Consider the following 23534-nt stretch of genomic DNA (forward strand, 5'->3'; position numbering starts at 1 on the left):
AATTGGCAATGTTTGTCTTAAATGAGTTAGACCAAAAACTCTTAGAGCATTTTAAAGGTTATGTAGTAAAAAAAGACCTAGTACGCTCAGTCAAGGTAGGGGCTAATGTACCTGTATTTGTATTGGAGTACTTAATTGCCAACTCTTGCTCGACTGACGATGAAGAAAAGATCAAAGAGGGCATGAGCAACGTTAAGAAAATTCTTAGCGAGCACTATGTTAATCCTGAAGAAAGTGCGTTGATACACTCTAAAATACGAGAAAAAGGTCGCTTTAAGATCATTGATAAGATTTCAGTTGAGTTGGACTCTAATAGAGATATGTACTGGGCTAGTCTACAAAACAGTAATATAAGAAATGGCAATATTCGAGATAGCCTAGTTACAGAGCATGAAAAAATGCTGATGGGTGGCATTTGGGCAATCATTGACGTTGAATACGACTCTGATATCAAAATAGGCCAAAATATCTATCCTTTCGTTATCAGTAATATCAAGCCAATACAGTTATCTACATTTGACAACAGTAAAATAATTAGTAAGCGTAAAGAGTTTACTAAAAGTGAGTGGTTAGATGTTTTATTGAGAAGCTGTGGCTATGAGCCTAATGCAGAAGGCGTAACCGACCGCATCAAGATGTTGTTGTTATCTCGTTTATTACCAATGGTTGAAAGTAACTTTAACTTCATTGAGCTGGGGCCACGATCGACTGGTAAATCATTTGTATTTAAAGAGCTAACACCCTACGCAGTATTGATATCTGGTGGACAAGGAACAGTCGCTAAGCTATTTGTACACGGAACTACCAACAAAGTGGGGTCAGTAGGACAATGGGATGCTATCTGTTTTGACGAAGCGACAGATAAGATTTTCAAAGATCGAGATGCCATCCCTTTAATGAAAGATTACATGGAGTCAGGATCGTTTTCACGAGCAGGAGCTGGAGGGGAAATTACTGGTGTTGCCTCGATAATTTTCAACGGTAATATTAACCAGCCAGTGGAAACCGTCTTACAGACTTCTCACTTATTTAGTCCACTTTCGGATGAGGTGAATAACGATACAGCATTTTTAGATCGTATCCATTTTTATCTTCCGGGTTGGGAGATGATTAAGTTTTCACCTCATCACTTCACCTCTAATTTTGGCTTTAGTACAGATTATTTTTCAGAAGCGCTCAAGTCCCTGCGTAGAGTGACTTATACAGACGTCCTAGAGGATTACTTTTCATTAGGATCTCATCTTAAGCAGCGTGATACCAAGCCTGTTAAAAAGACTGTTTCTGGCTTTATCAAGCTAATGCATCCTGATGGAGAGTACACGAAAGAAGATGTTCGAGAATATTTAGAGATTGCACTCGAAATGCGCCGACGTGTCAAAGAGCAGCTTAAGCGTATTGGCGGTATGGAGTTTTGGGAGACTAACTTTTCTTATATCGACAAAGAAACTCAAGAAGAGCACTTCGTTGGTTTACCAGAAGAGAAAGGCTCGAACTTAATAGAAAATACACCATTACCACCAGGCGTCTGTTACACTTGTACTAGTGATGGTGATAGTTTGGCTTTGGTTAGAATCGAGGCTGTAGTCACCTCTGGATCAGGTAAGATGTATATATCTGGAGTTAATAATACGGTTGTTAAAGACAATATCAAAAACACCTACCAGTATATAAATGCCAATGAAAAAACGATTCTAAATGAGCAGCATTCTCTTAAGAATTACGATATAACTATTCAGATCACCAATATGCTAGGGGCTTCAATATCATCAGGTATTGGCTCAGCTGTGTACATAGCCATAGTGTCAGCTTTATATAAAAAGAACCTTAAGTCTGGACTTGCTGTACTTGGGAATATTTCTGTCGGTGGTGCTGTGGAGCGAGCTATTAACTTTGCAGATAAAATTACTATGCTTTCTGATAACGGTGCGAAGTCTGTGGTCGTACCAATTGATAATTTATCAGAGCTAACAGGTATACCTGCTACGGTGTTGGGTAACACTGACATACAGTTTTATCAAAACAATCAATTGCTAATGCAAAAAGCTATTCTTGTGGATTAATCAATAATAACAAACAGCTCAAGTGAAAACTCCTGATTAACACGATTAGCTAAAAGTAGCTTTTTAGCTAATATTATATTTCTCAGTTCATTTAACAGTCAGATATTTAAGACTTACTCTTCAACATAGCTAATACCTGATCCTCTCCCAGCTGAGCAATCAACGCTTGCAGCTGGGCATTAGGGTCAGCTGTATCTTTAACATCCGCTCTAAACTTAGCGGTATCTCTGCCTTCTCGTAATGCGTCTAAATAGTCCGCCCAGTTTTGCATCATCTCACTACGATCATCAATGTACTCAAATCGACCATAGGCGGTTCCATTAGGATCTTTGGTTGTATGACCCAATGCCATCTCAACAAGCACAAGCGGGTACTTTAATTGCTCTTGTAGGATGGTCTTTGCTGTCGCGCGAAAACCATGAGCACAATGTACATCTTGGTAGCCCAAATCTTTTAATCGTTTATTCGCTGTCGCATCAGAGATGATCTGATGCTTTTTTGCTGTCTCACTGTAGAAGACGAATTTAGTATGACCATTGATTTGCTGCTGCGCGCGTAAGATTGCCACAGCTTGACGAGGTAGGGGAACCACCATGTCTTTGACCATGTTTACCTTGCCTTGCCCCTTTAGCGGCTTTAGTGTCCACCTGCCAGCCTCTAAGTCCAAATCAGCCCAGCGCATGCGCCTGAGATCACCATTACGCACAAACAGTAATGCTAATAGCCTAAGGGAATTTATCGTATTTGGATCACCTTCTATAGTCTCTATATCACGTAGCAGTTTAGCTAATTCTTTAGGTTTGGTAATAGCAGGGCGATGACCGTAGCTTGATTTAGCCAGTTGACTCTTGATTAGCGCCGCAGGATTGCTCGTACAAAAGCCGCGAGCGCCAGCATAAATAAATACTTCACTAGCGATACCTGCACAGCGTTCAGCCTTGTCTGTGGGCTTGCCAGCTTTGTTTAATGAGTTGGCTTGGATGTCTAATAATACTTCAAGCATTTTAGGCGAGCTGATCTCACTGATTGGCTCATTACCAATGTATGAGCAAATCAGCTCAAGCCGACCTCTTTTACGAATAAGTGTATTGCTTTTTTGAGTTTGATCTAAGCTATCAAAATACTCCCAAGCAAAATGATTAAAGCTATTATTAGTATTGCTTAATAGTGTTTTCTTTTCTTCTTCACGATAGTCTTTTGGGTCAATATTACGGCTAAGCAGTTCTTCATAGTCACGCCACATCTCACAGGCACGCGCAAACGACACACTTGGGTAAATACCCAGTGAGATACGTTTATTTTTAGATAAGGTAGGGGACTTATAGCGATAAAGCCAAGACTTAGTACCATTGGGTCTGACCATCAAATATAGCATCGGATGGTGTTTAACAGAGACTAGATATTCTTTGTTTTCGGCCTTGTGACTGCTGATGCTGCGATCAGAGCTGATTGGCTTGCGTGTTCCCATGACTGCCACCCAATGTACATTTAAATTCCAGTGTACATAGTAGTGTACATCAGATGCATGGATTGGGATAGATATTAAAAGACAGTATAGGACGTCAGATACAGCAAAGCCCCTGATATCAGGGGCTTTGGCTACTCTATAAGATAGTATAGAACTATGTAATGGTACCCGGAGCCGGACTTGAACCGGCACGATCTTGCGATCGAGGGATTTTAAATCCCTTGTGTCTACCAATTTCACCACCCGGGCAAAACTTTTATTATCTACCTAATCAAAGGCTGTTTATAAGCATTTGGCTTGTTAGATAAGTGCTGGCTATTATAAGCATTTATGCTAGTAATGCAAGCTAAAATTAACATGACGTTAATAAATAATTGGAGGCTGGAGTCGGAATCGAACCGGCGTTAACGGAGTTGCAGTCCGCTGCATGACCACTCTGCCATCCAGCCAATCAAGGTCGACTATATTAGCAAAGATATTTTAAATTACAAGCTCTTTTTTGCCAAATTTGAGTTATTTTTCTAAATCAGTACTTTGAGAGGTTGTTGAATCTATATAAGCAGATCTTACTGGCTTAGGGACTGATCTCTAAAGCATTGATTATTAAGAAAAGGCCACGCTAACTGTGTTAGCGTGGCCTTGTAGCTAGTGTGATATGTCAGATATCCTAAACGATATCTTTGTTTTGGCGGCGGGCCTTCTTGACATCACGGTAAGTGGCGGTGCAGATAAGTATCAACACGGCCAATGTGAGCGCCGGCCAAATTAAAATATAAAACCCGTATACATATACGTTGTCCATATTAGCTCCTTATGAGAATACTGCTCAGACAATGAGCGATAAAGGGTTAAGCATTGGTTTTTGACTGTGCGTTGACTTTGGGCTTGTCATAATTACCAACCCGCTGCTTGATCAAATCAAAATCAAAGTGCTCATCGCCCATCAGACTGACCACCACACAAACGATAGTACTCACACCGTAAGCGGTCAAGGAAGCGACCAGTACCATGTACTGACGCAAAAATCCTGTCGCATAAATGAGCATCAGGATCAATGTGATGGCAGCGGCAAACAGACCCATCTTGCGGCCTAAGAAACCAAATACCATCAAACCGATGACAACAGCAGCTCCGACACTCGCCATTACTTCAAAGAATAGCGCCGTATAACCAGTGATTGGTACCAGCTCAAAACGAGCGATACAAAAGAAAATCAGCGCCACAACTACAGAGGACGTAAAGGCAACATTGGTGACTCGATTCCAAAACACACTGGCAATCACAGGGAACACTACCGCACCCCATAAGGCACCGACAAATACTAGCATCACCAAAATATCTAACTTAAAGCTGGCAAATATCAGACCTAAAACCGTAGCAACAATCATGGTCGTGCGACCCACAAGTATCATGGTTTTGGGCTTGACCTTGCCTTTGGCGATGTTTTTGCCATAGATATCCGCCATCATAATCGTCGATAATGCCGACAAATCGGAGTCAGCTGTTGATGATAGGGCACCGATGACTAAGATAAAAAACAACCCAATAAATACCGGATGCAAGTAGGTGCTGACCATCTGTGGTATCAAGTTGTTCATATCGCCATTAAGCGGCTCGATACCGACCGTTAGAGCCATCAGACCAATCATACCCAAACCGATGACGATACCAGCATAGCCGACGGTCGCGGTAAAAAAGGTTGATTTGATTTTGGTTTCTTTAATGGCAAACAGCCGCTGAGTAATGGTTTGGTTACCAATGGCATAGGCCAATACTGCCACGAAGTAGGGCGCACCTTGCAGGAAGAAGGCTTCAGAAGAAAAGAAGTCCTGCTGCTGTAGGGTTAGGTTGGGTAAGCCACTAACCATCGCAGAGGGACCACCCATTGAAAACAATATCAAAGGAATAATGATGGCACCAATCGCCATTAGAGCAATCAGCTGTGCAAAGTCAGTAAAGACCGAAGCACGGAAGCCTGACGTTAATGTATAGCTCAGTACGCCGACGCCTGCGACTATCACACCTGTTTGGAAGGATAAAGGGGATAGTACAGATACTAAGGCACCAGCGGCGGTGAAGTTGACCATCAAGCTAATTAAGCTGCCCATAAGGTTGGATACTGCTAAGATTAATTGGCTTGATGATCCATGGCGGGCATTGATGAGCTCGCCTAAGGTGTGTCCGTTGGGCGCAAGCTCACGAAAACGCTTACCAAATGGATAGATGAATAAAATCATCAAGGCGCCCCAAAAGCCATAATGTATTGGCCCTGACACGCCGTATTTGTAGCCAGAAGTGGCCGCTGCATAAAAAGATGCCGCCCAAATCCATGTGGCCGTCATACTCGCCGCCCCCATACCGAAGCCGACACCATGACCTGCGACCATAAACCCAGAGGTCGTCTCCTTGTCTTTTTTAATCAATAAAGACAGCAGATATGTACCACCATAAAACGCCAACAACAATAACACAATGGTCAGCGTTGAGAACTGGAACAATGACTCAGTTTTCAAATTGATACCTCGCTATTATTAAGTATAAAAAAGCTGACGTTATATCCTATAACCTCAGCTATCAATCAGTTATTAAAGTTTCTACCACCGGCTGCAAGCTGTGCAACGTGATACATAGCCACTGGCTGTTCCCAAACAGTAGACGCAGTGAATGACTTGCAACAAATTATGGCATTGCCATTGCACTGACAGAGGACGCATTTGCATGTTGCGACAGTGGCTGCAAACCTTCATTCATTTAGTTGTTGCTAAGCCCGTGATTACTAGGCTTTGAATGTCGGTCAATGGTGATAGACAGATCGGCTAAAAAGCCAACTGCAATAGACTCATAACCTGCAGTGTTCGTTTTGAGCAATAGTTTAGTCAGTCAAACGACACTCATGTTAAACACATGTAACAGTTATGGGTCATAAGAGTAACGTATTACTTCTCTAATCTCAAATGATGCAGTCGATAGAGGGGGCGAAATAAGTGACGGAGCAGTGTCACAGTGGCGCAACGTAAGCGCTGTAATCGAACGATTGTGGTAAGCTGTCACTAGACAGCATACTAGCAAAGGTACTACTTCACTATGACCACCTCAATTTTTGATACGCAGCGCTATGATTATCCGCAGAATTTTATGGAGATTAAGCCTAAGCTTACCCGTCTGCAACAAGCGATTAAGAAGCTAGAGGCAAACTTAATTACTACTGATCATGATCGTCATAAGGCGCTGCTAGAGCAAAGGCTCAGTCATGGGCTGGGCCTAAAGGTAGATTACGCCAGTGAGCTAAACCCTGATCAATTGCTAGCAGCCACTACCATAAGTGGTAAGGTATTGGTCATTGCTGGGGCAGGCTCAGGGAAGACTAAAACCTTAACTTATCGTACCAGCTATCTGTTAGAAAATGGGGTAGCGCCAAAAAGTATCCTGCTACTGACCTTTACCCGAAAAGCCGCCAATGAGATCAAAAGTCGAGCCAAAGCACTACTGACCAGCTCCTTATCTAATGGTGCGCTGTCCGAAGATAAGCTGCCGGCCAGTACTGCGCTAAACGACATTACCAGTGGTACGTTTCATTCGTTTTGTAATAGATTACTGCGTCAGTATTCAGGGCTACTTGGTATCAACCCTAGATTTACGATTTTAGACACAGGGGATAGTGAAGATGCCATCGATCTGGTATATAAAGAAAAAAAGCATCCTACGCCAACCAAAAACCAAGCGTTTCCACGTAAAAGGACCTTACAGAATATTTTTTCAACTTCTAGAAACCGGCGTATTCCCATACGCCAGCTGATCGAAGACAGCTATCCTGATATCGCTGTTCATATACCCATCATCGAGCAGTTGGCGATTGATTTTCATGAGTACAAACGAGCCAATCATTTGTATGATTTTGACGACATCATCAGCCAAGTGGTACGTCACTTAAAGACCAACGACACCTTTCGTCAGCTTATCCAAGATCAGTACCGTTACATCATGGTCGATGAATATCAGGACACCAATATTCCGCAAAAACAGTTGATAGACTTGATTTGTGCACCTGAGTCAGTGTCATTGATGGTGGTCGGGGACGACAATCAGAGCATCTATGCTTTTCGCGGCGCCAATTATGAAAATATTTTGCTCTTTGGGGAGACTTACCCTGCGGCCAGCCTCATTAAACTTGAACAAAACTACCGCAGTACACCTGCGATTTTAAACTATGTCAATGCGCTGTCAGCGCAAATCACATTGGGCTACCAAAAGCAGCTGTACTCAAACGCTGTAATAGTCGGTGATAAGCCCACCTTTAGTCGTGCCAGTGACGAGCCAAAAGAAGCCAAGACCATCGCTGACAAAATCATTGAGCATAAAGACGACTATGACTACAATGACTTTGCGGTGCTATGCCGAACGTCGTTTCAGTCCAACTACATTCAACTTGAGTTTATGGAGCGAGGTATTCCGTTTATCGTGGTCGGAGGTATCAAGTTCATCGAAAGACGTCATATCAAAGACGTTTTGGCCTTTATCAAGGTGCTGTATAACCCCAACGATACTATCGCTTGGCATCGCATCTTAACGTTATTTAGAGGGGTGGGCGCGGTGACTGCCACTCGCTTAACACAGGCGATTAATAGTGATAATAACTCGCTTAAACCCTTAATAGCGCCGACATTCACTAAAAAAAGCCCTCAGCTTGAGCCGTTATATCACACCCTTACAAAAGCTGCTCAAGCAGAGTCTGTAGAAGCAGTTATTGAGCAGGTGTTGAGCTTTTATATTCCGGTCCTAAAGCTTATAGAAGAAAACTGGCGTGAGCGTAGCGAGGATTTTCGCGTGCTAAAAAACCTAGCGACAGAGTACAGCAGCCTCGATGACTTCTTAGAAAACTTGGCACTCGATCCGCCCAACGATTCAGTGGCAACGACCAGTCAATCAGACAATGCTGATAAAGATAAAGTGACCATCTCTACCATTCATAGTGCTAAAGGGCTGGAATGGCCCGTGGTTTTTGTTAATTCCTTAGTCGATGGCATCACCCCGCATCATCGCTCAGTTGATGACTTTGAAGCGTTAGAAGAGGAGCGTAAACTGTTTTATGTGGCCTGTAGCCGTGCCAAAACCAAACTGTATCTGATGGCGCCTGATTACTTCGCCAGCTATTCAGGCTACTTTGATAAGCCGTCACGGTTTATCGCTGAGTTATCGCCTGATGAGGTCGAGGTCAAGACATCCAAAAAAGGCTTGGCAGCGCTGGCGAGTGAAGATCCGGTATGGTGGTGAGTGGGGGTATGACGCATGGCTTTTTTGGCATGAAGGAACTAATGCCCCACTGTGTTTGAAAACACATTGATCACCACCACGCCACTAATGATCAGCGTAATACCGATAATGGCAGCAATATCGATACTTTGCTTAAATACCACTGCGCCAATCAGTGCCACTAACACGATGCCGACACCGCCCCAAATTGCATAAGCGATACCCAAAGGAATGGTTTTTAGCGTTAGGGTCAAAAAATAAAACGAGCAGATATAAAGAATGGCGGTCATTAAGGTCGGCACAAGCCGAGTAAACTGCTCTGACTTGACCAAAAACGAGGTGCCAAGTACTTCAAAGATAATGGCCAATAATAAATAGCTGTAACCAATAAAAACGGGATTCATAAAATAAAAGTCCAATGCGTCGGCTAAAGACAAGACGATAAGATAGATTAAGACGATAAGGTCAAATGATCCAGATACAAGCGTCAGATATGCTAATTCAAGCAAAAATAGATATAAAACAAGCGACTATTAAACGAGGTATAACCCAGAGCAATAGATAATAAAATTTTCTTTTAAATGGTGGTTCAATATTTGACGAAATGCGTTAACATAAGCCCCTAAATCTTTTATATTCTTACCTCAAAAGGATAGGCTATGCGTTATGACGTAATTGTGATTGGTGCAGGTATGGTCGGCACAGCAGCGGCTTGGCATCTGCAAAACAACGGCTCAAAAGTACTGTTGTTAGACAGAAAGCTGCCAGGACTTGAGACCTCATATGGTAACGCTGGACTTATCCAGCGTGAAGCGGTTCACACCCATCCATTCCCTCGTCAGATTACCGAGATGGTCAGAGTGCTGCCCAATCAAGGCACTGATATTCGTTATCGCATACCAGCACTGCTGCGTTATCACCAAGCGCTATTACAATACTGGAAGTATTCTACGCCAGCCTCAGTCAAAAAAATAGAGTCAGAGTGGCAAACCTTGATTGCGCATTGTACCAGCGAGCATCAAAAGATGATCGAAGCATCAAACGCTGATGAGTTGATCACTCGTGATGGTTGGTTGCAACTGCATCGCTCCGAAGAGACACTAAAAAAGGCGGTAGAGACTGCCGTTATCGACCGTGAAAAAGGCGTTGAGCATAGAGTATTAAATCTAGAAGAGCTAAAAGCCTTGGAGCCAAATGCCAATTTTGATGGTTTTGTTGGTGCTATCCATTGGCTCAACTCATGGCAAGTCTCTAACCCAAGCGCATTGGTAAAAGCGTATGCCAAAAACTTTGAAGAGATACAAGGAACGATCGTTGAAAGCAACGTCCAAGAGATACAACCAGAAAACGGTGAAGAGGGCGCTGGCTGGAAGGTCATCACAAATAAAGAAACCTACTACAGTGACCATTTGGTGATTGCGGCAGGGCCATGGTCAAATGAGCTGATACAGCCATTAGGCTATAACTTACCCCTGTTCCCGATGCGTGGGTATCATCAGCACTTTAAAGTCAGTGACAAAAACACCATCCATCACAGCATGTTTGATATGGACAAAGGGTTTGTCATGGGGCCAATGCAGCAAGGCATTCGTATCACCACGGGTGCTGAGATGACCACCATGAATGCGCCAAAAAACTTTGGTCAGCTCAAAACCGTATTGAAGCTTGCCAAAAAAATCTTGCCATTGGAAGATGCCGTAGAGAGCGAAGCTTGGGCAGGGTCACGTCCTTGTATGCCAGATATGAAGCCAGTGATTGGTCCAGCAGACAAGCATGACAAGCTATGGTTTGCCTTTGGTCATAGTCATCAAGGCTTTACTTTGGGTCCGATCACGGGACGCTTGGTTGAAGAGCTGATTCATGACAAACCTTTGACGGTCAATGTTGAGCCATTCAATGCGACACGTTTTTCAAAAAAGTAACTGGCACATTCACATAACAACTGCTCAATGCAGGTAAGGATAACTCATGATCAAAAAGCTTCATAGCAATCAACGTATGAGCAAAACCGTCATTCATAACCAGACCATTTACTTGTGTGGTCAAGTGGGCAATGCGGAAGATGATATCAAAGCACAAACACTGACGTGCTTAGAAAAAATACAAACCCTGCTAGAGGAAGTCGGCAGTGACAAATCAAAGCTGCTCTCAGTGACCGTTTGGGTCAAAGACATGGCAGACTTTGCTGCGATGAATGAAGTGTGGGACAGCTGGTTTGAAGGCATACAGCCACCTGCCCGTGCTTGTGGTGAGTCTGCATTGGCACGCCCTGAGCTGTTGGTTGAAATGACTGCCATCGCTGCTGAATAGCCACGCTACTGCGATAGTGACATAAAAAAGGACATGATATGTGTATCGTGTCCTTTTTTTATAATTGATTCACTCTACAATTGATAGCGACACTTATTGCTTCAACAGCCCTGTCATTTGTTGCAAAAACCCTGCGGTTTGTTTATGCAGGTTTTCTCGGTATGCCCAGTGATGCTTGACTTCATAACTTGCTTCATCGGGTAGAAGTATTTTCATGAGGCCCATTTCTGCATAGCGCATGGCTAAATCATTGGGTAGGTAACCGACGTGGTGACCTGCCAATATCAGCTGCGCCGTCGCCTCCATATGATAAGTGGTGGCACTCAAGGTTTTGGGTCGTACGTGATTGATACTCAAATCGGTGATATAGCCGCGCTTTATCCATGGATAGTTTTGTTCCAAGTCCTTGAAGGTCAAATGCTCTGAGTCATAAAACAACGAATGTTCACGGCCACAGCACACGACTTGCTTTTCTATAAATGCTGACTGAAAAGTTAGTAAAGGGGGAAAGCTGCCAAAATACCCCACGCCAATATCGCTCTCATTGCTCAAAAGCTTGTCAAGCATGCTCTCAGGGCTCTGTACATCGATAGAAAAATGAATGAGCGGATTATTGCGATAGCTGTCTGCTAAGCATTGACGCAAGGCATCATAAAAAAATGTCGGCATCTGATCGATAAGGCACAAGCGGATATGGCCGCCACGTACTGAATCTAACTGCTGAATATAATGTAGCTGATGCTGAAAGCTGGCCACGGCTTCCGTGAAGCTCAAGCAGGCCTCATAAACGGCGGCACCGTCTTCAGTGAGCTTAAACCCCGCACGACCACGTTGGCAAAGCGTCATACCCAAGCGATCTTCTAGATGGGTCAAATGCCCACTAATGACAGAGGGTGTGACATTGAGGCGAGATTGAGCGGCTGTCACGCCCTGACATTCTACGATAGCCATAAAGCTGCGTAGGGTTTTGATGTCTATTTTGATCAGTTCATCTAACATCGACACTGGGTCCTTATCGGCTTGATGGTTGATTAAACTTCTAATAATAACGTTTAAATTAATATTACTACGAAAAATCAGAAGTTTACTTCTAAATTTTACCATGGTCTGCATCATGATATTTAGGTATCGTCAAAGCATCTGACAAACTATCTATCGTGATCAACCAAGACAAGGATGTGAATTATGAAATTCAATCAACCATTAAGTGGCAACGATATGCCAAGGTTTGGTGGCTTTGCGTCTATGATGCGTCTGCCAACTCAAGCTGATGCTCAAGGATTGGATGCCGCATTTGTCGGAGTGCCGATGGACATTGGCGCCTCCAATCGTAGTGGCGCAAGATTAGGCCCTCGGCAGATTCGGGATGAGTCACGCATGATACGCCCTTATAATGTGGCCACTCGTGCCGCCCCTTTTGAGTCCTTACAAGTTGCTGATATCGGTGACGTGCCTATTAATACATTTAACCTGCTCAAAAGTGTCGATATTATCGAGCGTTTTTATACAGAAAAAATCCTCAGTCATGAAGCGATTCCTTTGACTTTGGGCGGTGACCATACCATTGCTTTGCCGATTTTACGTGCACTTGCCAAAAAACATGGCCCTGTCGGACTGGTACATATTGATGCTCATGCAGATATCAATGATGACATGTTTGGCGAAAAAATTGCGCATGGCACGCCATTTCGCCGTGCTATGGAAGAAAACTTGCTCGACGGCAATCGTGTGGTGCAGATTGGGTTGCGTGGCACGGGATATAGTGCTGAAGAGTTTGATTGGTCAACTCAGCAAGGCTTTCGGGTCGTGCCAGCCGAGGAATGCTGGTACAAGTCACTGGCGCCGCTGATGGCAGAAGTGAGAGAGAAAGTAGGGGGCGGCCCAGTGTATCTAAGCTTTGATATCGATGGTATCGATCCTGCGTTTGCTCCTGGTACTGGTACTGCCGAGATTGGTGGCTTGACCTCTACGCAGGGCATTGAGATTGTACGCGGTATGCGTGGCTTGGATGTGGTTGGTTGTGACTTGGTAGAGGTGTCGCCACCTTATGATCCCTTTGGCAATACATCGGTACTGGCGGCAAACTTACTGTTTGAGATGTTATGTATCCTACCAGGCGTGCGTTATGACGATAAAGTCAAAGCGGTTTACTGACCTTTATTGTCACTATAACAGGTGAACGACAACAGTCGGTAGTCATAGGTTTTTATAGAGTCATTTAAAAGATGTGATCAGGCTGTCACAGTCGATGACTGACCAATAATGGCATATTCAGTATGATTTTAAGGATGATTTACTCATGATGCATTCGACACAAGACTTCTCGTCACAGCCAGCGCCGCCCACACTGACTTGCGGTGAGCTACTCGTCCATTGGTTAGAGTATTATGGCGTTGAGACCGTGTTTGGTATTCCAGGTGTCCATACGGTAGAGCTCTACCGTGGCTTACCTAGCACAAACATATGCCATGTGACACCGCGGCATGAGCAGGGCGCTGGGTTTATGGCTGATGGTTATTACCGTGCTTCTGGTAAGGTTGGGGTGTGTTTTATCATCACCGGCCCTGGTATGACTAATATCATGACGGCAATGGCGCAAGCACTAGCGGATTCTATACCCATGCTGGTGATCTCTAGTGTCAATAAAGTGAAAGATACCGGTAGCGGCGAAGGGCATTTACATGAGTTGCACGATCAGCAAGGCATGGTCAGCAAGGTGGCGCTGACAAGCAAGACGGTCTGGCAGCCTGAAGCGCTACCAAAAGTCATCGCCGAAGCTTTTTCGCTCTTTAATAGTGCACGACCTGGACCGGTCCATATTCAGCTACCTATCGATGTCATCACAGCAGATGCCAGTCATGTGGCAAGACCACCAGTTAGTGACCAAGACCAGTATGCGCAGGCCAATACTATCATGTCTTCACAGATGATGAGACCATTGCCCAATCCTGCACAGCTTGATCTTATCGTCGAGCAGTTAAAGACTGCAAAAAACCCTGTGCTACTTTATGGCGGCGGCTGCGTAGATGTAAATGGCGACGCACAAAAACTGGCCGAGCTACTCGATGCACCCACGTTTTTGACCATTAATGCCAAAGGCTTGTTGCCGCCGGGTCATCCATTAAGTTTGGGCAGTAACCAGTCGCTGGCAGCGGGTCGGGCGCTGATTGGCGAGGCAGATGTGGTGCTGGCCATCGGTACTGAGCTGGGTGAAACCGATTACGATATTGTGTTTGATGGTGGGTTTCGCATTAATGGTACGCTCATTCGTATCGATTGTGATGCCCAACAATTACAGCGCCCATTTAGAGCTGATATCGCCGTCCTGGCCGATGCCCAAATGGCGATTAGTGGACTGTGCCAGCGCTTAGACAGTCAGACATTAGATCACCAAGCTGCGCAGCAAGTGGCTGATGTAAAACAAAAAATGATTGCAGCTATGCCAGCCAGCTTTAAAGGTCAAAATGCATTGCTTAAGCTGTTTCGAGATGAAATAAAAGACGTCATTATCGTTGGTGACTCCACTCAACCCGTCTACAGCGGCAACCACGGCTATGAGGCGTTGGGCACTCGTCGCTGGTTCAACTCCGCCACAGGGTTTGGCACCTTGGGCTATGGTCTGCCGGCGGCAATTGGTGCCATGATTGGTGCAAACAAGCCAGTAATTAGCCTTATCGGTGATGGCGGTATTCAGTTTACTCTACCTGAGCTGATTTGTGCAGCAGAGCTTGAGCTGCCGTTGATAGTGCTGTTATGGAACAACCAAGGCTATGGTGAGATTCGAAGCTATATGGAGGAGCGAGGGCTACCGCTGATTGGGGTGAATATCAAGACCCCGAGCTTTCAGCCTTTAGCGACTGGGTTTGGTGCAGGTTATCGTAGAATCCAAGATAAGCAGCAGCTGTTACACGCACTGCAACAAGATCTTGCTGGTCAACAGCCTATGGTCTACGAGGTGGATGAAACGGATGACTTTCTCACTGATATAGGCTTGTCGTTTAGCTACTTTAGCTGAGTGTAGCGACAGCTCTGAGTGTCAGTCGTTCAAGGAAGAATGTCTATGGAGTCACATCATAATCGCTTGCTTTCTAAGCCAGCAGCAGTCATGACTGATCCACTGGCTCATCTCATCGCTGTGGTTGGGCGCACTCATGTGCTGACCAAGCCCAGCCAACAACAAGCTTACCTGCAAGGAATGCTGGATAACACCAGCACAGATCAGCAGGGTAGGGAGATTGATCTTGCGGTTCTGGCGGTTGTCATTCCCCAGTCTCTGGTCAGTCTTTGGCATGTCCTTAATGTCTGTGCGGCAGCGGATGTCATCATCATTGCCCAAGCTGCCAACACTGGGCTGACAGGTGGTTCTACACCGTTTGGGACATACGATAGACCTGTAGTCGTGATATCCATGCAGGCGCTGAGCGGGATTTATCTGCTTGACGATGCAAGAGAGCTAATAGCACTGCCTGCAGCGACGTTGCAGCAGCTAGAGTCTGAGCTTGCACCGCTGGGTCGTGAGCCCCACTCGGTACTGGGGTCAAGCTGTGTCGGTGCGTCAGTGATCGGCGGTATCTGCAACAGCTCAGGCGGTATGTTGGTACAGCGTGGCCCAGCTTATACTGAGATGGCTTTGTTTGCCAAACGCAATACTACAGGCGAGTTTGAGTTAATCAATCATCTGGGTATTGATTTAGGTACGCACCCAGAAGAGATACTATGCAATTTACAGTCTGGTCAGTTTGATAAAGCGCTGAGCGCTGCCATCAATAAGCCGACCGATAGAAGCAACTCGAATCATCATTATCAATCTAAAGTTCGTGACTGCGAGGCCAGTACACCTGCTCGGTATAATAATGACCCCACTGGTCTTTATGAAGCTGCTGGCTCAGCAGGAAAGGTTGTCGTATTTGCAGTTAGGGTCGCCACGTTTATAAAGCCTAAAAAAGAGCAGATTTTTTATGTCTCTAGTGACGACGCTGTTACCTTGACGACATTACGGCAGCAGTGGTTGCAGAGTGATTTAAACCTGCCAGTTTTGGCAGAGTATATGCATAGGGATTACAACGACATTACCTTACGCTACGGGCGTGATACCTGCCTTAGTATGCGCAAATTGCCTGCCAACAAGATAGGAGCGCTGTATCGGCTGCAAGCCAAAGTCGGCTATTATCTAAAAAAATGGCGACTGCCTCAGACGTTGCCAGATCGGCTGCTACAGCTGCTGTCTGTACTCATGCCGCCATCTCTGCCACCTGGCCTAGCGAAGCAGTCAATGTCATATCGTTATCATTTAATCATCAAGGTGGCAGATGCCGATATAGCTGCTGCGCAAGACTTTTTGCAGTCGTTTATGCAGCGGCATCAAGGCGAACTATATCGATGTCGCCCCACCGAAGCAGAGGCGCTATTGGTGTTTCGTAGCGCTGCGACAGCGGCGATGTTTCGTTATTATCATCTCAAGCACTCAGAGTTTGGTGAGCTGATCTCCACAGACATTGCACTACCAAGAAACGCTGTGGATTGGGACGAGGTGTTGCCTGAGTCGTTGCAGCGCCAAGTCAAGCAGAGCTTTTATCTGGGTCACTTCTTTTGTTACGTCATGCACCAAGATTATTTATTGTACCCTGATGTTGATGCCCAAGCGTTTAAGGATGAACTGCTGGCCTTCTATGATCAGCGCCATATTGAGTATCCTGCTGAGCATAATGTCGGTCACATCTACACGGCCAAACCTGCATTAAGCGCATTTTATAAAGCATTGGATCCGACCAATTCGCTAAACCCAGGAGTCGGTCAGACAGCAAAATGGAAAAACTGGCGATCGTCGCCTATCATGGAGGAATCAAATGACGAATTATATCAATAAGTCGCAACAGCCAGTCTTAGGCAATAATGCTGTCGACCCCAAAACCCCGCAAGGAGAGCAGTGGCGCTCATCAATGTGGAAGTTTTTGTTGTTTTCAGCGATTGGTCTGGCGCTGTTTATTGTGCCATTTCAATGGGACGGTAAGGTGACGATCTTATTGGGTGTGTTAACTGATACCTTGCAAGCTTGGTTGGGCGATTATGTCATTTATGTAGCATTGGCAATAGTAACCACCTCTTTTGTTGGCGCTTTGGCGGTAAAGCTTACCAAACCCCGTTTGCATGAAGATGCTATGTTGGCAAAGCTTTTCGATGTCGATTGGTTGTGGTTGACGGCTCGGTTTTTGGGTACCGTATTTATCTGGATGATTTTTTTACAGGTAGGTCCTGAATTTATCATTAATCGCAATACTGGCGGCGTGATTTTTGAAGACTTGGTGCCGATTCTCATTCCTTTGTTCTTCTTTGCTATTTTGTCATTGCCGTTTTTAACGGACTTTGGTCTGATGGAGTTTTTGGGGACGATGGCCAGTAAGATCTTTGTCACGCTCTTTAAATTGCCCGGCCGCTCAGCTGTCGATGCTATGTCCTCTTGGTTTGGTGCTGCCTCTATTGGCTTACTGGTGACCATGCAAGAGTACAACAAAAGCTACTACAGCCAGCGTGAAGCGGCAATCATTGCCACCACTTTTTCGGTAACATCGATTGCCTTTACTTATGTGGTTGCCAAAACCATCGGAGTGGACAACAACTTTATTTTCTTTTATCTCACGATTGCTTTAACTGGTTTTATTGCCGCCATCATCATGCCGCGTATACCGCCATTGTCATTGAAGCCAGATACTTATCACTCTGGGGAGTGTATGCTAGATGAGGATATCCCTAACCAGTACACGACTTATCAGTGGGCAGTCAACCGTGCTGTGACACGGGCGCATTCGATGCCACCTTTAGGGAATGTTTTTAAAAACAGTCTAAAAAATCTGTTTGATATTTACTTTGGGCTTATCCCGGTTATCTTTGCCATTGGTACGATTGGCCTTGGTTTGGCAGAGTACACGCCTATGTTTAACTGGCTGTCTGCCCCGCTCGTGCCACTGCTTGAGCTATTGCAGATTCCGGAGGCAGCAGAGGCGGCGCCTGCGATGATCATGGGCTTTGCTGATATGTACTTACCAGCGTTGGTCGGCAAAAGTATCGAGAGTGAGATGACACGGTTTATCGTTGGTGCGGCTTCTATTACTCAGATTATCTATATGTCTGAGGTGGGCGCTCTGATCTTGAAATCAAATATCAAGCTAAATGTGCTCGAGCTGTTTATGATTTTTATCTTTCGTACTCTTATCAGCTTGGTGGTGATTACTTCAGCGGCGCATTTATTGTATTAGCAGTGAGTTAAAAACAATGCAGCTGGTTAAGGCGGCCTCAAACGCCTAAATGGCCAATCTAGAGAATTTATTTTGATATTCTTTTGGGGTCAGCTCGGTGGCGCGTTTAAACAGACGGGTAAATGATGAGATGTCATCATAGCCGACTTGGCAGGCGAGTGATTTTATCGTTATCTCTCCTGATTCTAAAAGCCGTTTGGCCTGTTCAATCCTGACGGCTTGAATATACTCTATCGGGCGCATAGCGATAGCAGACTGAAAGCGTCTGTTCAATGTCCTGGGCGTGACATTAACCATAGTGGCCAAATGACTGACCTGCATAGGCTGGGCAAAGTTTTGTTCAATAAACGCTTGTACCTGTTTGACCAGTTGGTCAGCATGCGATTTTTGCAAAGTCACATTGGTATAGCTGTTTTGTTTGCCACGTTTGCTATCGATTATCTGGGTTTTGGCCACTTGAGTCGAAATCTCACGCCCACAATAACGCTCTATCAATAACAAGGCCAAATCATAAAAGCTACTGCCGCCTGCTGCACAAAAAATACTACTCACTTGTGCTGTTGAGTGCTGATCAGGCGGGCTGCTAAATGTGCTTTTGGCTTGCGTGACAAACTGGTTTTCTTGCAAGTTTACCAATGGAAAGTCTGCCTTAAATTTTTTGGCATAGCCCCAATGGGTAGTGGCGACCTTGCCATCGAGCAGACCTGCCTGCGCCAAAAAGAACGCCCCGCTACAGTTGCTGGCGATATCGGCTTTGGTACTTGCCAGTCGCTTGATATGCTCAATCAACTCAGCGTTTTGACTCAGCACTTTATCGATTGAATCGCCAATCGTTGGGATTAACAATAAATCACAGTCCGTCACCTGCCGAATATCGCAATGCGCTTGCATGATCAAGCGATTGCTGCATCTGATATCGACGCCGCCAAGGCTGGCAATCTGCACATCAAACCTTGGCTCTACCGTCTCATCCAAAAAGCGCTGCCAGCTGACGCCAGTAAATGAAAACAAATCTAATGCCCCTGTCAGCGCACTACCGAGCACCCCATCAAAACCTACGATGATGACTTTATATGGTTTGGAATAGGGCATAGCGTCTCGCCTTTTTGACGTGTGTTGATTTTAAATAAGTACAGGTTAGACAGAGATGTGTCTTATTTGACCATAATTATGTCATAAATGACAATACGGTAAGGCATTAAATTAGATTACTATCAAGACATCACCACATATTATGAGCGAGTAAAAATACTATGGCAGCCGATACGCTTATCCATGACTTTGAGTTACCGTTTCAGCTATACGATGTCTTAGGTACTGAAGACCTAACCAAACATCCGAAATTTGCAGAGCATAGCCGGGACACCTTTGATGCGGTGCTTAGTACCGCCAATAAGATTGCCACCGATTTGTTTTTGCCGCACAATCATGTGGCCGATAAAAATGAGCCACAGTTTGATGGCAAAAAAGTCAGTATGATAGACGACGTCAAAGTCGCTTTTGATGCGTTTCGTGAGTCAGGCTTTATCGCTGGTCGTTATCGCTTTGATGATGGCGGCATGCAACTGCCCGAAACCGTCATGACGGCGGTGGCTGGCTATTTTATGGCGGCCAATCCTTCGACCACCGCTTATCCATTTCTGACCACGGCAGCGATCAATGTTATCTCGCACTTTGCTAGTGATGAGATTAAAGACGCCTTTATGCCACGCATGCTGACGGGTGAGTTTACCGGTACCATGGCACTTACCGAACCACACGCTGGTTCGTCGCTGGCTGATATTAAGACCACCGCCATCAAGCAAGACGATGGCAGCTACCGCATCAAGGGCAGTAAGATTTATATCTCAGCGGGCGATCATGAGTTGTCTGACAATATTGTGCATTTGGTATTGGCCAAAGTCCCAGGCGGCCCTGCTGGGGTCAAAGGCATCTCGTTGTTTGCCGTGCCCAAGTATCGTCTCAATGAGGATTTGTCGGTCGGCGAGCGCAATGATGTGCATCTGACAGGGCTTATTCATAAGCTGGGGTATAGGGGCGCAACCTCTACAGCGTTGAGCTTTGGCGATGTCGGCGAGTGTCATGGCTACCTGATTGGGGATGAGCATTTTGGTCTGCGTTATATGTTTAAGATGATGAATGAGGCACGTATTGCGGTTGGCTTTGGCGCAGCGATGATCGGCTATCGAGGTTATCAGTACTCACTCGATTATGCTAAAGACAGAACCCAAGGACGAGTGGCTCCGAATAATAAACCTGAAGATGCGGCGACAGCGATCATCAATCATGGTGACGTCAAGCGCATGCTACTGGCGCAAAAGGCCTATAGCGAAGGCGGTATTTCACTGTGCTTATACGGCTCAAATCTGATTGACCGTATCAACACCTGTACAGACGACACTCTAAAAAATGAGCTCACCGAACTATTAGACCTATTAACCCCTGTACTTAAAGCATGGCCATCAGAGTACGGGCCGAAAGCCAATGACTTAGGCATTCAAGTGTTGGGCGGTGCAGGTTATACGCGTGAGTATCAAGCCGAGCAGTTTTGGCGTGACAATCGTCTTAATCCCATTCATGAAGGCACCAATGGTATTCAAGCGTTGGATTTGACATTTCGTAAGTTATGGCAAAAGGGCGGGCTGGGTATTCAAATATTAAAGCGGGAGATCACTTGGGATTTAGAAGCCATTACCACCGCAGAAACGGCCAAACTAGCAGGTAAATTGATGCCTTATACAGGGCATTTACATGAAGTGTTGCTGCATTTAAGCAAAACACTGCAAACCCAAAAAGCCATCACGTTAACCGGCAATGCGCAGGCGTTGATGAATGTTTTTGCGACTATCGTGGTCAGCTGGATTTGGATTCGCCAAGCGAGCAAAGCAGAGCAACTATTAGCGGTAGAATCAGATACTGAAAAACAAAACTTTTATCATGGCAAAATACAAGCGGCCAAGTACTTTATCGATTGGGAGCTGCCGTTGATTAATCGTGATATTGAACTGCTAAATAACGATAACGCTGTGTGTACAGATATGCAGGCTGCGTGGTTTTAGTTAACCGCAAACACCTAAGTTTGTTTTAATAAACCCTAATAAATAATAAGGATATGACATGAAAGATTTATTTGATTTGACCGGTAAGATTGCTTTAGTAACAGGCGCCAGCCGTGGCATTGGTGAGTCTATCGCTCGCCTATTAGCAGCAAAAGGCGCCCATGTGATTGTTTCTAGCCGCAAAATCGAAGCCTGCCAAGCTGTGGCTGACAGCATTCAGGAAGATGGCGGCACAGCCAGTGCCTTCGCATGCCATGTAGGCGAGATGGATCAGATTGAGGGAGTTTTTGAATACATCAAAAATGAGTTTGGTCAGATCGATATCTTAGTGAATAATGCCGCTGCAAACCCATATTATGGTCATATCTTAGATACAGATCTAGCAGCCTATCAAAAGACAGTCGATGTCAATATTCGCGGCTATTTCTTTATGTCAACGGCAGCGGGGAAAATGATGCGTGAGCAGGGTGGCGGGGTGATATTAAACACCGCATCAGTAAATGGTCTAGTCGCAGGTGATAAGCAAGGCATCTATTCGATTACCAAAGCGGCGGTCATCAGCATGACCAAAGCCTTTGCGAAAGAATGTGGCTCATTAAATATTCGTGTCAACGCCCTGTTGCCAGGCTTGACTGATACCAAGTTTGCCTCAGCGTTGACCAGCAATGATAAAGTCCTGAATATGGCATTGCATGCGATACCGCTTGGGCGTGTGGCGCATCCAGATGAGATGGCTGGCACGGTACTGTACCTAGTGTCCGACGCATCAAGCTATACCACTGGTGCTACGGTTGTGGTCGATGGGGGGATGTTGGCTTAGTCACAAACAAAGGGTTTGAAAAATAATGTCTATTTAATGCTTGTTTTATATCAATTGACACTGTCTAGGCACTGACATATATTCAATGATTGTTACATAATAAATGGAATTCACCCCACACAACGGAGAGTAAGCGTGAAGATATATAGTCATGACAATCTGAGCCTGCATAGGCCCCTGCCATATTTTTCTTACGGCCGGATGGAGGAGCCGTTAGAGATACCAGAACGTATGACCGAGCTGCTAAAAGCGCCCGCAGCGTTGGGGCTTGATGTGACCACTGCCAAAGAAGTAGGCATGAGTCCGATATTGGCAGTACATGACTTTGGTTATGTGCAGTTTTTAAAGCATGGCTACGATGAGTGGATGGCATTGGATGATGATTTAGGCGCTCAGGTGCAGACAGGTATATTTATGCCCTATGACAACCCTGGCATAGGCATCATGGCCAAGGCAGCCAAATATCAAGCTGATGATAGTGCCCCAATCAGTGAACACTCGTGGACCTCTATCTACTGGTCAGCACAGACAGCGCTGAATGCTGCGGAAGCCTTGCTCAGTGATGAGAGTGGTGACAGTGATGTGCAGCTGTGTTTTTCACGGCCGCCTGGTCATCATGCACGTAGGAGTGCCGCTGGTGGGTTTTGTTACCTTAATAACGCCGCTATTATCGCAGAGCACTTACGACAAAAATACGCAAAAATCGCCATTATAGATACCGACATGCATCATGGTCAGGGTATTCAAGAGATATTCTACGATCGCAGTGATGTCCTGTATACCTCGGTACATGGCGATACGGTTAACTTTTATCCGGGTGTTACTGGCCATGAGTTTGAAAAAGGCGAAGGGGAGGGCTATGGCTATAACCTTAACTTCCCAATGCCACATGGTACTGATGAGGCAGGGTTTTTTGAGCATGTCGATAAGTCCATCGAAGCGATGAGCGTATTTGATCCTGATGTCATCATTCATGTGCTAGGGTTTGATGTGTATAAAGATGATCCAGAGGCCAAGTGTGAAGTCAGCACTGAGGGCTTTAAAGTACTGGCACAAAAAATGATAGCACTTGGTAAGCCTTTGATTGTACTCGTAGAAGGGGGCTATTACCTGCAAAAACTCAATGATAATTTACAAGCGTTTTTATCAGGACTGACAGACGTAAGCTAGGGCGTGTCTAGATTTTATCATCCAGCGCCGTAAAACCACGTCCTTCTATGGGCGTGGATATCAGGCGTCAACCGTTGTCACCTAAGATTAAACATGCCTTGATAACCAAACGCATTGAGATCATAATTAATCCATGAAAACGCT

Annotated in this window: 17 protein-coding genes and 2 tRNA genes; 11 read left to right on the forward strand and 8 right to left on the reverse strand. The window is 45.2% G+C overall.

Annotated elements, in window-relative coordinates; translation table 11 throughout:
- Nucleotides 1-8: 8 nt before the first annotated feature.
- Nucleotides 9-2060, forward strand: coding sequence for a protease Lon-related BREX system protein BrxL (brxL, locus tag J3492_RS09700; protein WP_207991852.1), 2052 nt, complete (start codon nt 9-11; stop codon nt 2058-2060).
- A gap of 106 nt (nt 2061-2166) precedes the next feature.
- Here brxL and J3492_RS09705 read toward each other — a convergent pair whose 3' ends face one another.
- The 5 genes from J3492_RS09705 to J3492_RS09720 form a co-directional block, all read right to left on the reverse strand.
- Nucleotides 2167-3528 carry a tyrosine-type recombinase/integrase gene (locus tag J3492_RS09705; RefSeq protein ID WP_207991853.1) on the reverse strand — a complete coding sequence of 454 codons (1362 nt, stop codon included), beginning with the start codon at nt 3526-3528 and terminating at the stop codon, nt 2167-2169.
- Nucleotides 3529-3690: 162 nt separating this feature from the next.
- Nucleotides 3691-3777, reverse strand: a tRNA-Leu gene (locus tag J3492_RS09710).
- 126 nt (nt 3778-3903) lie between these two features.
- Nucleotides 3904-3977 (reverse strand) — tRNA-Cys (locus J3492_RS09715).
- Between the two features lie 218 nt (nt 3978-4195).
- The gene (locus tag J3492_RS13245; RefSeq protein WP_243453205.1) at nt 4196-4330 is read right to left on the reverse strand and encodes a putative transporter small subunit; all 135 of its coding nucleotides are present in this window, start codon (nt 4328-4330) and stop codon (nt 4196-4198) included.
- Between the two features lie 46 nt (nt 4331-4376).
- A complete protein-coding gene (locus tag J3492_RS09720) occupies nt 4377-6026 on the reverse strand; it encodes a sodium:solute symporter family protein (RefSeq protein ID WP_207991869.1) in 1650 nt (549 codons plus the stop codon).
- A 586-nt stretch (nt 6027-6612) separates the two neighbouring features.
- On the opposite strand from J3492_RS09720, the gene J3492_RS09725 reads away from it, so the two are divergent.
- Entirely contained in the window at nt 6613-8799 is a 2187-nt protein-coding gene (locus J3492_RS09725; RefSeq protein ID WP_207991854.1) for an ATP-dependent helicase, read from the forward strand.
- Nucleotides 8800-8837: 38 nt separating this feature from the next.
- On the opposite strand, the gene J3492_RS09730 is transcribed toward J3492_RS09725, so the two are convergent.
- Nucleotides 8838-9182, reverse strand: a complete 345-nt coding sequence (locus tag J3492_RS09730) for a DMT family transporter (protein ID WP_207991855.1) — start codon at nt 9180-9182, stop codon at nt 8838-8840.
- A gap of 255 nt (nt 9183-9437) precedes the next feature.
- Here J3492_RS09730 and J3492_RS09735 point away from each other — a divergent pair, with 255 nt between their 5' ends.
- Together J3492_RS09735 and J3492_RS09740 are read left to right on the forward strand one after the other, a co-directional pair.
- Nucleotides 9438-10700 carry an NAD(P)/FAD-dependent oxidoreductase gene (locus J3492_RS09735; RefSeq protein ID WP_207991856.1) on the forward strand — a complete coding sequence of 421 codons (1263 nt, stop codon included), beginning with the start codon at nt 9438-9440 and terminating at the stop codon, nt 10698-10700.
- Between the two features lie 49 nt (nt 10701-10749).
- Nucleotides 10750-11088, forward strand: coding sequence for a Rid family hydrolase (locus J3492_RS09740; RefSeq protein WP_207991870.1), 339 nt, complete (start codon nt 10750-10752; stop codon nt 11086-11088).
- 93 nt (nt 11089-11181) lie between these two features.
- Here the strand turns inward: J3492_RS09740 and J3492_RS09745 are convergent, their stop codons facing one another.
- Entirely contained in the window at nt 11182-12087 is a 906-nt protein-coding gene (locus tag J3492_RS09745) for a LysR family transcriptional regulator (RefSeq protein ID WP_207991857.1), read from the reverse strand.
- A 186-nt stretch (nt 12088-12273) separates the two neighbouring features.
- Between J3492_RS09745 and speB the strand changes: the two genes are divergently transcribed.
- The 4 genes from speB to J3492_RS09765 all read left to right on the forward strand — a co-directional run bounded on the left by speB (nt 12274) and on the right by J3492_RS09765 (nt 18341).
- A complete protein-coding gene (speB, locus tag J3492_RS09750; RefSeq protein WP_207991858.1) occupies nt 12274-13242 on the forward strand; it encodes an agmatinase in 969 nt (322 codons plus the stop codon).
- 145 nt (nt 13243-13387) lie between these two features.
- On the forward strand, nt 13388-15103 hold the full coding sequence (locus tag J3492_RS09755) for a 5-guanidino-2-oxopentanoate decarboxylase (protein WP_207991859.1): 1716 nt from the start codon (nt 13388-13390) through the stop codon (nt 15101-15103).
- A 45-nt stretch (nt 15104-15148) separates the two neighbouring features.
- Entirely contained in the window at nt 15149-16954 is a 1806-nt protein-coding gene (gene dld / locus J3492_RS09760; RefSeq protein WP_207991860.1) for a D-lactate dehydrogenase, read from the forward strand.
- Nucleotides 16935-18341 (forward strand): YjiH family protein, encoded by a 1407-nt coding sequence (locus J3492_RS09765; RefSeq protein WP_207991861.1) that lies wholly within the window; start codon nt 16935-16937, stop codon nt 18339-18341. Before dld ends, J3492_RS09765 begins: the two co-directional genes overlap by 20 nt.
- A gap of 45 nt (nt 18342-18386) precedes the next feature.
- On the opposite strand, the gene J3492_RS09770 is transcribed toward J3492_RS09765, so the two are convergent.
- The gene (locus J3492_RS09770) at nt 18387-19433 is read right to left on the reverse strand and encodes a GlxA family transcriptional regulator (RefSeq protein WP_207991862.1); all 1047 of its coding nucleotides are present in this window, start codon (nt 19431-19433) and stop codon (nt 18387-18389) included.
- Nucleotides 19434-19594: 161 nt separating this feature from the next.
- On the opposite strand from J3492_RS09770, the gene J3492_RS09775 reads away from it, so the two are divergent.
- The 3 genes from J3492_RS09775 (at nt 19595) to J3492_RS09785 (ending at nt 23390) form a co-directional block, all read left to right on the forward strand.
- A complete protein-coding gene (locus tag J3492_RS09775; RefSeq protein ID WP_207991863.1) occupies nt 19595-21400 on the forward strand; it encodes an acyl-CoA dehydrogenase in 1806 nt (601 codons plus the stop codon).
- Between the two features lie 58 nt (nt 21401-21458).
- Entirely contained in the window at nt 21459-22220 is a 762-nt protein-coding gene (locus tag J3492_RS09780; protein WP_207991864.1) for an SDR family oxidoreductase, read from the forward strand.
- 135 nt (nt 22221-22355) lie between these two features.
- On the forward strand, nt 22356-23390 hold the full coding sequence (locus J3492_RS09785; RefSeq protein ID WP_341534116.1) for a histone deacetylase family protein: 1035 nt from the start codon (nt 22356-22358) through the stop codon (nt 23388-23390).
- Nucleotides 23391-23534 lie beyond the last annotated feature (144 nt).

The organism is Psychrobacter coccoides (genome assembly GCF_017498085.1).
Classification (GTDB): domain Bacteria; phylum Pseudomonadota; class Gammaproteobacteria; order Pseudomonadales; family Moraxellaceae; genus Psychrobacter; species Psychrobacter coccoides.